This is a genomic window from Duganella kummerowiae, from assembly GCF_053572355.1.
In genome coordinates this window covers 151514-164278 of record NZ_JBKFEH010000014.1, presented here as the reverse complement: position 1 = coordinate 164278, position 12765 = coordinate 151514, and the positions used below count along the sequence as shown (strand labels likewise).

At 67.1% G+C, this 12765-nt stretch carries 8 protein-coding genes; 3 read left to right on the top strand and 5 right to left on the bottom strand.

The window, feature by feature from the left end; genetic code table 11:
* Nucleotides 1–40 precede the first annotated feature (40 nt).
* Nucleotides 41–685 (top strand): Vgb family protein, encoded by a 645-nt coding sequence (locus ACLB1G_RS18970; RefSeq protein WP_491628797.1) that lies wholly within the window; start codon nt 41–43, stop codon nt 683–685.
* Here ACLB1G_RS18970 and ACLB1G_RS18965 read toward each other — a convergent pair whose 3' ends face one another.
* Nucleotides 686–2275, bottom strand: a complete 1590-nt coding sequence (locus ACLB1G_RS18965) for a histidine phosphatase family protein (RefSeq protein WP_491628796.1) — start codon at nt 2273–2275, stop codon at nt 686–688.
* A gap of 77 nt (nt 2276–2352) precedes the next feature.
* The gene (locus ACLB1G_RS18960; RefSeq protein ID WP_491628795.1) at nt 2353–4404 is read right to left on the bottom strand and encodes a TonB-dependent siderophore receptor; all 2052 of its coding nucleotides are present in this window, start codon (nt 4402–4404) and stop codon (nt 2353–2355) included.
* A 210-nt stretch (nt 4405–4614) separates the two neighbouring features.
* On the opposite strand from ACLB1G_RS18960, the gene ACLB1G_RS18955 reads away from it, so the two are divergent.
* Nucleotides 4615–7017 carry a GDSL-type esterase/lipase family protein gene (locus ACLB1G_RS18955; protein ID WP_491628794.1) on the top strand — a complete coding sequence of 801 codons (2403 nt, stop codon included), beginning with the start codon at nt 4615–4617 and terminating at the stop codon, nt 7015–7017.
* A gap of 84 nt (nt 7018–7101) precedes the next feature.
* On the opposite strand, the gene ACLB1G_RS18950 is transcribed toward ACLB1G_RS18955, so the two are convergent.
* Nucleotides 7102–8166, bottom strand: coding sequence for a tartrate dehydrogenase (locus tag ACLB1G_RS18950; protein ID WP_491628793.1), 1065 nt, complete (start codon nt 8164–8166; stop codon nt 7102–7104).
* An 88-nt stretch (nt 8167–8254) separates the two neighbouring features.
* Between ACLB1G_RS18950 and ACLB1G_RS18945 the strand changes: the two genes are divergently transcribed.
* On the top strand, nt 8255–9163 hold the full coding sequence (locus ACLB1G_RS18945; protein ID WP_491628792.1) for a LysR substrate-binding domain-containing protein: 909 nt from the start codon (nt 8255–8257) through the stop codon (nt 9161–9163).
* Here the strand turns inward: ACLB1G_RS18945 and ACLB1G_RS18940 are convergent.
* Both ACLB1G_RS18940 and ACLB1G_RS18935 read right to left on the bottom strand, forming a co-directional pair.
* The gene (locus ACLB1G_RS18940) at nt 9160–10377 is read right to left on the bottom strand and encodes a hypothetical protein (protein ID WP_491628791.1); all 1218 of its coding nucleotides are present in this window, start codon (nt 10375–10377) and stop codon (nt 9160–9162) included. The two genes, ACLB1G_RS18945 and ACLB1G_RS18940, sit on opposite strands and share 4 nt — an antisense overlap.
* A 128-nt stretch (nt 10378–10505) precedes the next feature.
* Nucleotides 10506–12647, bottom strand: a complete 2142-nt coding sequence (locus ACLB1G_RS18935) for a T6SS effector phospholipase Tle3 domain-containing protein (protein WP_491628790.1) — start codon at nt 12645–12647, stop codon at nt 10506–10508.
* Nucleotides 12648–12765: the final 118 nt, after the last annotated feature.

Below are 12765 nucleotides of genomic sequence, written 5' to 3'. Positions count from 1 at the left end.
GCTTGCAGCGCCGCTTCCGGCGCACCAACAGGAGCCAGCAATGACACAAGAGAGCAAACTGACGCGCCCGGCCGAGATCGTGCGCGAATACGGACCATTCGGGGAGGCAGGGCGCGTCCACGGCGTGACCCACGACGGCAAGCAGGTGTGGGCCGCCACCGGCGAGCGCCTGGTGGCTTTCGATCCCGCCAACGGCGCGGTCACGCGCAGCCTGGAACTGGCCTGCGACGCCGGCACCGCCTTCGACGGCGCTTACCTGTACCAGATCGCCGAACAGCGCATAGACAAGATCGATCCCGCCAGCGGGCAGGTGGTGGCCAGCATCCCGGCGCCCGGTCACGGCCATGACTCGGGCCTGGCCTGGGCCGAGGGCAGCCTGTGGGTGGGCCAGTACCGCGAGCGCAAGATTCATCAGATCGATCCGGCCAGTGGCGCCATCCTGCGCAGCATCGAGTCCAACCGCTTCGTCACCGGGGTGACCTGGGTCGATGGTGAACTGTGGCACGGCACCTGGGAAGGCGAACAAAGCGGGATACGCCGCATCGATCCCCACAGCGGCGCAGTGCTGGAACAGCTGGAGATGCCGGCCGGGACCGGCGTCAGCGGCCTGGAGTCGGACGGCGCCGAGCTGTTTTATTGCGGTGGCGGCGGTACTGGCAAGGTGCGCGCCGTGCGCCGCCGCTGATCACCTGCCGTAGCAGGCCTTCAGGCGCGCGTAATCATAGTAGTGGCTGGAGGGCGCCACGCGCGCGCTGTCGCAGGCGGGCTTGAAGTCGACCTCTTTTTCATTGTGCAGCATGCGCAGCAGCAGGCCGCCCTTGCCGTCGCTGTACAGGTCCCACTGCACATTGGCCGCCATCGGCGCCACCGCCGCGCCGCGCCACGGGCTGCCGGCATAGGAATAGGGCAGGGCGCGCGGCAGCGCTTCCGACATGCCGGGCAGGCCGAGCAGGGTGATGAAGGGGATCACGGTTTCGGCATGGGCGAAGCGCAGCTTGGCCAGGTGCCGCAGGTCGCCGGCCGCCACCGCGTCGGCCTCGGCGAAGAAGTCGTCCAGCAGCCGCCGCGCCATGCGCGAGGTGACACCCTGGTCCTCCAGCGCGCCCGGGCCTTTTTCGTAGAAGGCCAGGGCATCCTCGGCCTGGGCGAACACGGCGGCCGAGGCGGGCGGCATGTAGCGCTTGAAGTCGGGCTGCAGTTCGGCGCGCATGGAGGCGGCGGCGCTGTACACCTCATACAGGGCCAGGCCGGCGTCGGTGACGGAGGCAATGACGGCGCTGCCGTCGCCGCTCAGCTCCACCTCGCGGCCTTGCTCCTGGCCTTGCCGGGCGCTGCCGGCCTGGGCTTGGTTGCCCTGGCCTGCGCTGTGGTGGCGCACTTTGCCGCTGTTGGCGGCTTGCACCTTGCCCTGGTCCAGCGCCGCCAGGAAGGCGGGCGTGAACAGCGGCGCCAGCGCGGCGCGCGCGGCGGCCGCCAGGCCGGGATCGGCGAGCACCCGCTGTTCCACCGCGTGCAGCGCATCGCCCCTGGCGTAGGCCTGGTAGGCCAGGCTGTCCTGCCAGGTGCGGAACAGGGGATCGGTGCTGTCGCTCACCTGGTCCTGCTTGCCCAGCTTGTGGAAGTACAGCAGGTAGCGGTCCGTGCCCTGCGGACGGCTGGCGTGGTCGGTCTCGGCGCGCGGCGCCAGCGAGGGCGGATACACCACCAGCGGCTTCGGGCCGGTCTGCGAGGCCGTCAGCGATTGCACGAAGAAGTAGCCGCTGTCCACGGCGCGGTCCTTGCCCGAGGTGACGACGACGATCTCGCGCCGCGCCGCGCTGGCCGTGGCGGCGTCGCGGAACAGCTCTGGCAGGCGCAGGCGCAGGCGTTGCGCCAGCTGGGTGTGCTCGGCGATGCCCTGCATGGTCTCGTTGCCGTAGCCCGGCCTGGTGATGCCGGCCACGCCATCACCCAGCAGCGCGTTGGCGCGCAAAAAGGCTTCCAGGTCCGGCCCCAGCTCGCGTCCCAGCGCGGTAAGCGCGTGGTCTTTTTCCGCCTGCTGCCACAGGCGGTACAGCGCCAGGTCGGACTTCATGCTGCTCAAGCCGCGCGAACCATGGCGCGCCAGCAGCTGGGTGTGGACCGCGCGGTAGCCGGCGGGAGGCGCCTCGTAGCTGGCGGCGTCCTGCTGCGGGACGTAGGGGGTCTTGGTCTGGTAGTAGCCGTCATCGGCATGGGCGCTGGCGGCGGCCAGCAGGGCAAGCAGCAGCGCGGCCGGCAGGGAGGGGCGTTTCATGAGGCGTGTTCCGTCTTCAGCAAGTAAAAAGGCGGGCGGCGCGCCCGTGGCACGCCGCCCGCCCCGTGAGGGATGGCTCAGAAGTCTACGCGAACATTCAGGCTGGCGGTGCGCGGCGCGCCCACGTTCAGGTAGTTTTCCTGGTAATAGGTCCAGTATTTGCGGTTGGCGATGTTGGCCACGTTGGCGCGGATGCTGACCATCTTGCCGCCCATGCGCGCACGGTAGTTGAAGCCGGCGTCGAACAGGGTCACGCCGGACAGGGTGTGCACATTGGCTGCGTCCATGGCCAGTTCGCCCAGGTACTGGGTGCCGGCGTGCAGCGCCAGGCCGGCCAGGCCTTCCGGCCGCCAGGTGGCCTGCAGCGAGGCCTGGCGGCGCGGGGCGCCGATGGCGCGCTTGCCCACCACGGCCGGCGCCGCGTCTTCCAGGGTGGCGTCCAGGAACATCAGGCCGCCCTCGACCGACAGGTTCTTCGCGGCCTGCACCACGCTGTTCAGTTCCAGGCCCTGGTAGCGGGTCTCGCCGTCCAGCACGTAATAGTTGGCCGCGTTGGTGTACTGGGCCCCGCGCTGGATGCGGAACAGGGCGGCGCTGGCGTTCCACAGGGCGCGCTCGGTTTTTACGCCGATCTCGGCCTGCTTGCTCTTGATGGGCGCGAACACCTGCTTGGCGTTGACGGTGTTGTCCGGCGCGCTGGCGCTCTGCTCCAGGGCTTCCACGTAGCTGGCGTACAGCGAGGTGTCGGCGGCCGGCTTGTACATCAATGCCACGGTGGGGGTGGTCTTGTTGGCCGGGTAGTAGGCGCTGACCTTGCCCTTGGCGTCCCAGGCGGTGTCCTTGAAGCGGGTGTAGCGCAGGCCGCCCAGCAGCGACCATTGTTCGCCGAACTTGAGGGTGTCGGCCACGAACACCGCGTCCTGGGTGGTCTTTTCGTCGTCGTAGGTGCCGCCGCTGTAGTTGATGCCGTACACGGTCAGGATGTTGGGCGAGTACAGGTTGCCGGTGCCCAAGTAGGTCTTGGGCGTGGTCACGGAGGAGGTGGACACCAGCTCCTGGCTCATCACGCCGGCCACCACTTCATGGCCCACGGCGCCGGTGGCGAACTTGCCCTGTACCATGGCCTGGCTTTGTTCGAAGCGGTAGCCGTGGTATTCGGAGGTGACGCGGTCGCGGTAATCGCCGGCGTTGCTGGTGATGTAGTACTGGTCCTTCTTGTACACGCGTATCGATTCCGAGGTGCGGTAGGACAGGCTGGCGGTCCAGTCGGGCGCGAAGCGGTAGTCCAGGCCCACGGTCTGCAGGTTGAATTCGACGTCGCTGCCGGCGCCTATGCTGTTCAATTTGCTTTCGCCGTCGATGGGGCGCGGCATGGCGTTGGTGGTGTTGATCACCACGTCGGTGCCGCCCACGGTCTTGCGGCGCTGGTAGATGCCGTCGTAGGTCAGGGCCAGGTCCTTGCTGACGCGCCACTCCAGGTTCAGGCCGGCCGCGTTGCGGTTGATTTGCCCGCTTTCCTCGGCCACGTCGCCGTCTTCATGCACCAGGTTGAGGCGGTAGCCGAAGCCGCCTTCCTCGCCCAGGCGGCCGCCGGTGTCGATCTGCTCCTTGAAGGCGCCGCCCTGCTGGTAGCCTACGGCCGCCGCGAAGCTCTTGTCGGTGGTGGGGCGCTTGCTGACGTAGTTGATGATGCCGCCCGGGGAACCGAAGCCATACATAAAGCCGGACAAGCCTTTCAGCGCTTCCACGCTCTCGAACATTTCCAGCGGCAGCTCGCTGCCGCGGTTGACTGCGGCCAGGCCGTCCACCTTGTAGCCGTTCAGGTCATCCAGGCGCAGGCCGCGCATCTGCATGGTGGCCGGGTGGGTGCTGATGGCGGGGCTGATGGCGGTCACCGAGGCGTCGTACTTCAGGGTTTCGGCCACGCCGGTGGCCAGGCGGTCCTCGATTTCGTCGCTGCTGACGGCCTTGGTGGAGAAGGGCGTATCGAGCGCGGCGCGGCGGCCCAGGGCGCCGCCGCTGATGCTGTCGCCCAGGGTTTTCTTTTCCGCCGTGGCTTTCACCACGACTTGCGACAGGGGGCCGAGGTTGGCGTCGTCGGCGGATTCGGCGTGGGATGGCTGTAACACGCCGGCGCACAGGCCTGCCGCAACGAGGGCAAGGTGCAAACGGGTGGCGCGGGGAAGAGGGCTGGCGGGAGAGTGGAAGCGCATGGAGTCCTGGCTTGCAGAGTCATAGTTATTGGAGCCGGCGATGGTAGACCAGCGATATGACAGGGATGTGACAGCGGCGCATGCACTATCATGCTGATGCCACGCCAACCAAGGAGACCGTTTGAGATGAAGCGTTCGTACCCGATACCAGTAATCGCGCTGCTCAGTGCATGCGGCATGGCGGCCGCGGCGCCGGCCTCGCCGGATTTCGTCACCGTGAGGGACAGCCATTTTTCGCGCCAGGGCCGCCTCTACACCGTCGCCGGCGCCAACTTGTGGTACGGCGGCCACCTGGGCGCCAGCGATCCCGCCCGCCTGATGACGGAACTGGACCGGCTGCAGTCCATCGGCGTGAACAACCTGCGCGTGCTGGCCATGTCCGAAGCCACGCGCATGGACAGCGCGGTGCGTCCCGCCACCATGTCCGCTCCGGGCCAGTACGATGAACGGCTGCTGCGCGGACTGGACTTGCTGATGGCGGAAGCGGGCAGGCGCGGCATGACGGTGGTGCTTTACCTGAACAATTTCTGGCAATGGTCGGGCGGCATGACGCAGTACCTGAACTGGGCCGAGGGCCCGCCCGCCATCGATCCCAACGTGAGCCGCGACTACAACGGCTACATGCAAAAGACCGCCGCCTTCTACCGCAGCGCGGCGGCGCAGGCCGCATACCGCAAGGCGATCGCCATGCTGGCCGGGCGCGTCAATACCGTCAGCGGCAAGCGCTATGCGGACGACCCGGCCATCCTGTCCTGGCAACTGGCCAACGAGCCGCGTCCCGGCAACGGCCAGGCCACGGCCGGGGACAAGGCCGTGTACGTGCAATGGATAGCCGACACGGCCGGCTACATCCACAGCCTGGACGGCAACCACCTGGTCAGCAGCGGCAGCGAGGGCCTGGCCGGCTCCGCCCAGGACGCGCAGCTGTACCTGGACGCCCACCGCAGCGCGCACATCGATTACCTGACCTATCATCTGTGGCCGAAGAACTGGGGCTGGTTCGATACCGGCAATCCGGCCGCCACCTGGGACGGCGCGATCGCCAAAAGCCGCGACTACCTGAGCCGCCACATCGACCTGGCGCGCCAGCTCGGCAAGCCCATCGTGCTGGAGGAATTCGGCCTGGACCGCGATGGCGGCGCGTTCAGTCCCAAGGCCGGCACCACCATCCGCGACCGGTTCTACCGCGAGGTGTTCGATATCGTCAGCAGCCGCGCCGCCAGGGGCGATCCCATCGCCGGCTTCAACTTCTGGGCCTGGGGCGGCGCAGGCCGGGCCGCCCATGCCGACTACTGGTGGAAGCCGGGCGACGATTTCCTCGGTGATCCGCCACAGGAAGAGCAGGGCCTGTATTCCGTGTTCGACAGCGACGCCGGCACGCTGGCGCTGGTCAAGGATTACGCGGGACGTCTGGCGGCGCTGGCCGGCGCCGGCGTGCCGGCCGCCGGCGTGCCGGCCGCCGGTTCGCCGGCCGCCGGCGTGCCGGCCGCCGGTTCGCCGGCCGCCGGTTCGCCGGCCGCCGGTTCGCCGGCCGCCATGCCGGTTGCCGTGGCGGCCGGCGACAGCCGCGTCGCCGTGATGGGCCGTACCCAGATCTTGCCCGATGGCGCGCTGCGCTTCGCCTATCCCGGCGTGAGCCTGTTCGTGAACGTGGAGGGCACGCGCCTGTCCATGAACGCGGCCGGGGCGCGCGGCCAGAACTACGTGGACGTGATCGTGGATGGCGGCGCACCGCGCACCTTCCGCATCGCGGCCGGCATGCAGGCCGTGCCGCTGCTGGACGGCGCCGCACCGGGACACCACAGTGTCGAAATCGTCAACCGCACCGAGACCCGCTTTGGCGCCGTCACCGTGGCCGGCTTCAACACGGACGGCAAGCTGGTGGCGCCGCCCGCGCTCCCGCAGCGCAAGCTGGCCGTGCTGGGCGATTCCGTCACCTGCGGCGAGGCCGCCGAGCGCCAACCGCACGGCAAGAAGGAAGCCTCGTGGTGGAATGCGCGCCTGTCCTACGGCATGCTGGTGGCCAAGGCGCTGCAGGCCCAGGTGCAGCTGGTGTGCTATGGCGGCCGTGGCCTGGTGCGCACCTGGGACAACAAGACCGACGCCCTCAACCTGGAAGACTACTACCAGCTGGCCGTGGCCGAGAAGGCCAGCCCGGTGCCGTGGGACCAGTCGCGCTACCACCCCGACCTGATCCTGGTCGCCATCGGCACCAACGATTTCGCGCCGGGTGTGCCGGAGCGCGAGCGCTATGTGGGAGCCTACGTGCGGCTGCTGCGCCAGCTGCGCGCCGACCATCCGCAGGCGCGCATCGCGCTGACCGAAGGCTCCATCCTGGAAGGCGCGCAAAAGGAGACGCTGCGCGGGTACATCGCCGAAGCCATCCGCCGCGCGGGCGACGGCCGCATTTACGCGGTGGATTCCTCGCGCCAGCCGGGCGAGGGCGGCGACGACCATCCCACGCTGGCCCAGCACGCGGCCATGGCGGCCGAACTGGCGCCGCAGCTGCGCCGCCTGATGGGCTGGTGACGGGCTGGTGATGGGCGCGTCAGCCACCGCCGGGCTGGTGTTTGGTGTGCCGGTCCCGGGTGGAGTGGTGGCGGCCTGCGCCGATTATTGGATGGCTGCGGCGATGTACTGGCCGGCCTCGGTGGTGCTGGCCGTGCCGCCCAGGTCCGGCGTGCGCGGCCCCGACACCAGCGAGCGCTCGATGGCGGCCAGGATGGCGTCGTGCGCGGCGCGGTGGCCGAGGAAGTCCAGCATCATGGCGCCGGTCCAGATCATGCCGATGGGGTTGGCGATGTTCTTGCCGTAGATGTCGGGCGCCGAGCCGTGCACCGGCTCGAACATGGACGGCAGTTCGCGGGTCGGGTTGATATTGGCCGAGGGCGCGATGCCGATGGTGCCGGTGCAGGCCGGGCCCAGGTCGGACAGGATGTCGCCAAACAGGTTGGAGGCCACCACCACGTCGAAGCGCTCGGGCGACAGCACGAAGCGCGCCGCAAGGATATCGATGTGGTACTTGTCCCAGCGCACGCCGGGGTAATCCTTGGACAGGGCTTCGACCCGCTCGTCCCAATACGGCATGCTGATCGAGATGCCGTTCGACTTGGTGGCCGAGGTCAGGTGCTTTTTCGGCCGGCTTTGCGCCAGCTCGAAGGCGAACTTCAGCACCCGGTCCACGCCGGTTTTGGTGAACACCGCTTCCTGCAGCACGAACTCGCGTTCCGTGCCTTCGAACATGCGGCCGCCCACGGACGAGTATTCGCCTTCGGTATTCTCGCGCACGATGTAGAAATCGATGTCGCCCGGCTGCTTGTTGGCCAGCGGGCAGGGCACGCCCGGCATCAGGCGCACCGGGCGCAGGTTGATGTACTGGTCGAAGTGGCGGCGGAACTTGATCAGGGAGCCCCACAGCGAGATATGGTCGGGCACCGTGTCCGGCCAGCCCACCGCGCCGAAGAAAATGGCGTCGTAGCCCTTGAGCTGCTCGAACCAGTCGTCCGGCATCATCTGGCCGTGCTGTTGGTAGTAGTCGCAGTTGGCCCACTCGAAGGTGGTCCATTCCAGCGGGATGTTGTACAGCCTGGCGGCGGCCTGTACGGCGCGCACGCCTTCCGGCATGACTTCCTTGCCGATGCCGTCGCCGGCGATGATGGCGATTCTGTGGGCTTGCATGGCTGCTCCTGTAGTCGTGATGGAGACAGCATAGCGTTTTCTGCGGCGTTTATAATCGGCTGTAATGTAAATCCATAAAACACGAATCGTGAATAAAAAGGTCGACAACGAGGATTTGCGCGTGTTCGTCACGGCCGCGCGCCGCGCCAGCTTTGCCGGGGCGGCGCAGGAGCTGGGCATGTCGCCGGCCTGGGTCAGCAAGCGCATCTCCATCCTGGAGCAAGCGCTGGGCGTGCGCCTGTTCCACCGCAGCACGCGGCGCGTGGTTGTCAGCGAGCAGGGCGAACAGGTGTACACGCGCGCACTGGCTATATTGGACCACCTGGACCAGTTGTTCGACGATGTGGTGGAGCGGCGCGGCACGCCGCGCGGCGAACTGCGCATCAGCAGCAGCTTCGGTTTCGGCCGCCGCGTCGTCGCACCTGCCGTGGCGCGCCTGGTGGCAGCCCATCCGGCGCTGCAGGTACGCTTCGAAGTGTTCGATCGCGTGGTCGATATCGTCAGCGAAGGCTTCGACCTCGACATCCGCATAGGCGACGACATCGCGCCGCAGCTGATCGCGCGCCGCCTGATGGACAACCGGCGCGTGCTGTGCGCCGCACCCGCCTATCTGAAAAAGCATGGCGCACCGCGCACCCTGGCCGAGCTGTCCGGCCACCGCTGCCTGGCCATCAAGGAGCGCGACCTGCCATTCGGCCTGTGGCGGCTGCGCGCCGGGAGCGGGCGCGAGGAAACCGTCAAGGTGACCGGGCCGCTGTCCACCAACCATGGCGAGATCGCCGTGCAGTGGGCGGTGGCCGGGGCCGGCATCGTGCTGCGCTCGCTGTGGGACGCCCAGCCCTACCTGGCGCGCGGAGAACTGGTGCAAGTGCTGCCCGAGTACCGCCAGGAGGCCAATGTGTGGGCTGTCTATCCGCAGCGCCTGGCCAATTCGGCCAAGGTGCGGGTGTGCGTGGAGTTCCTGGAGCAGGCGCTGGCAGCTCAGACGTCCTCTTAGTTGGAAAAGCCCTGCATGCGTGGCGGCGCGTCGTGACGTATGCCCCACCAGGGCAGGTAGGCGTAATTGGCGCCGCGGGCGCGGAACCATTTCTGGTCCGGCCGGATCGGGCGTACCACGGCGGGCGGCACCACCATCACCGCGACCGGCCTGCCTGCTTCGGTGGCGCCGGCCACCATCACGTTCCTGCCCATGTGGTTGGCGTAGCCTATGGCCAGGGCGACATTGGTCAGCGCGCTGCCGGCGCCCATGTCGCCCAGCAGCGCGGAGGTATTGAAGGTTTGCGCCATGAAGTCCAGCCGGGGCGGCAGCGTGGTGATGGCCTGCGCCAGCGGGCCTATGCGTTCCGAGGACGAGGGATAGGCATTGCCGGCGTCGTGGATGGCGTAGCCTATGTCGGTTATCTGCTTGTTGGCGTTGCGGGCAGCGGCATCGAATACGGCGCTCCAGGCGCGGACCGGGCCGGGGAGTGCGTGATCGGCCGGGTAGCCGGCGCTATCGCCGCTGGCAGGGTAGCCTATCCAGGCCAGCGCGGCGCGCTTGGTGTCGTACTGGGGGCCGGCCAGCACCAGCAGCACCAGGTTTTCGTTGATCTGTTCATCGAGCGGGCGGCTGGGGGCGTCCCAGTTCAGCACCCACACGGTTTCGGCGGGGTGGGCTTTCAGGTAGTCCAGCGCCAGGCTGAGCGACGTGAACCCGGCGTTGGCGCCGCCCATGGTGACGTTGACGTCCGGCGGGGTGGAGCGTGACCAGGTGGTGGGGAGGTGCACGTTTCCGATTTCAAATGCATCGATGATGCGATCGCGGATGGAATCGCGCGCCTCCTTTGCATCAAGCTTGCCGGCGGGGAGCGCGTATTCCACGTGGATGCCTGCCAGTTCACGCCAGGTGCTCCTGTCCTTGAGCGAATGCGCGTTATAAAAATAATTTGAGTCCATGAAGTAGATGTCGTGGAATAGCGAGGTCAGTTTGTGGAAATAGCTTTTTTGATAGTTGGCGAAGGTCGTTGTGCCCTGGTCCCCTGCCACGATGGAAGCGACGTTTCTGATCGAGGAAAAAATATGCGGATGCGATTTGACCATATCATCGTCCACATTGGGCTTGACCAGGCCGAGCGTCCATAGCAGCTCCCATTCGGTGGAGTAGTCCCGGCGGTGCAGCGGGTTCAGCCACTGAACGCCTACGACCTGCGCCAGGTAAGGTTTTTCTGGCACGACCGATGCCGCCGTGGGGACTGGGGGCTTCAATTTGGCTGGTGTACATGCCGCCAGAAGAAAAATGAGAAAGAGTGCTATTAGCGTGACCGCGAAGTACGTTTGCATTGGAATTCCCGCTGTGGTTTTCATGGATGGCCTCGTTGGCTTTGACGTGGGTTTTGTCTTTGATCTGCGATCTTCTCCGGCATCTTCACTTCACTGTTCAGTACCACCCACTCATGCAGTGGCTTTTTTTCAATGGTTCCATTATCAAAGTGCTCGAAAAACGGGAGGTGGCTTGCCAGCTTTATGTCTTTCAATAGCCGCCAATCCGCAGCCTTGCGCAGCAACAGCAGGTCGCGCTGGCTGATCGTGCAGATGCCGACCGCCACGTCGTAGGCCAGCGCCTTGCGGGCGTGCATGTCGTTGGTGAGGATGGTGGAATGGTCGGTGGCGTTGGCTTCCGCTCCTGCGAGCAGCGCGCGTTCTATCTCAGCCTCGCGCCATGTGGTGTACTTTGCGCTGGCGGTTTCCGGCTGGTCTTCCTCCACTACCGCCGCACCCGGCGCGACCATGCCGGCACGCCGCGCCTTCATGCGCAGCATCGCGTGGTGCTCGTAGCGTAACGAGGCTTCGTCCGCTTCGCTGCCCAGTGCCTGGTCGGTGCCGCCATCGGGGGTGGCGTGCACGCCGCCATAGCCAGCGCCGGCCTTGCGCTGGCGCTGGATATTGCGTTGCTGGCCGGGCGGGTCGTAGCCTTCGTCGAACTGGTCGCTGCGGTTGCCGTGGCGTTTGGATTGCGGCAGGAATGGTTGCGGCAAATCCGGCGCCTCTAGCGGTACCGACCAGTCGTCGGGCGGCGTGGCGTTGATGCGGCTGGTGATGACGCTGGTCAGGATCAGCGGAACCGGCGAAGTGACTAGGGTGGCCGCCTTGCCTATCCAGCTGCGGGATGCTTCCATCGCCCGTCCAAGCGCGAAGCGCGCCGGTTTCGAGGCCGGATACCAGTATGCGTTGCTGCCGCGTTCGGGCCGCCGCCAGTGATGGTCCCAATAGTGATAGCGCCCTTGCCGTCCGACTTCAAAGCCCTGCGCGAACACGCGCTGCACCAGCACCCCGGCCGCGCCGGTGCGTTCGATGTCGCTGGGCCGTCCGTCCATACGCTGGTCGGACAGTCCGCACCAGCCTATGCCGTGCACCGGCGTGGCGGAAATCACCTGGTCGTGCGGGTTGCAGTACAGCGTCACCCGGCCATAGGACGAGGTGCCAGCCGGGTAGCCATGGCGTTCCCGATCGGAGGTGGTGGTAAAACCGGCCTGCTCGTTGGCGCACTCCTGGTCGATGCGCGCCGCCGTTTGCACGGTAGCCAGGGCCGAGCGTTCGCGTATGATGTTGAAGAAGGCGCCCAGTGTGGCGTCGCGCGCCGCCTGGGTCTGACGTCCCGTGCGTCCCTGGCGGTCGCGCATGCCTCCCTGGCTCCAGTTTTCGATGAAGTTGTCCGGCTTGAGGCTGTAGGGCGGATTGCACAGCACATAGTTATCCGCCACACAGGCGCCCTTGCGGCCATTGCCATCGGTGGCGGGCGGCAGGCGCTCGCCCAGGAAGGCGGCCGCCGTTCCCACCATATTGCCCTGGCTGTGGCAGACCATGGTGATGGGCACATCGGCCTGCTTCTGGCGGATGGACTCCACCAGCCTGGCCAGCCGGTAAGCCGCCAGCACGAAGTAGGCGCGCGGCGGGCAGTCAAATATCTGCCGTCCCGGCTCCGGGTTCATGTGCTGCACCTGCCACCACAGGAACAGTTCATCCGACAAGCCACTGCCCCACAAATCGGGCAGGGTGCTGCAGCCGTTGGCGAACGGCCCGCCGCCCCAGTAGTTGTTCTCGTTCAGGTAGATGCCGGCGCCGTAGCGCTGTAGTTCGTCGGCGCTGGCCTTGTAGCCCCAGCGGAAGCGTATCACTGGCGAGCGGCTGCCGCTGTCGTCGATGAAGCTGTTGGGATTGACCAGCGGGCTGATGAAGCCATCCCCGGTCAGTTCGGCGCCGTAGCGTACCGGCGCCAGTTGGCCGCCCTGCGGCCCGGCGTACAGCAAGTCCTGGTCACGGCGGCGCAGGCGCTCGTTCAGGCCGGCGCACAGGCCGCGCTCGGCCTCCTCGTACCACTCGCCGTCCGAATTCACGCCGTGGACCAGGATGACGATACCGGGCAGCGGCAGGGGCCAGGGAATCAGGGCGTCGCCGCCACCGGGCCATGGCAGGATGGTGTCCAGGTAATCGGCTGTTTGCATGGCGTCTCCTTGGGGGAAATGCCCAGTATTGCCGCCCTGGCCGCAAGCCGGCTTGGGATGGCGCAAGCCTGCTCAGGGAAGTCGGCCAATCGCCGCTATGTGTCGCCCGGTAGCCGTT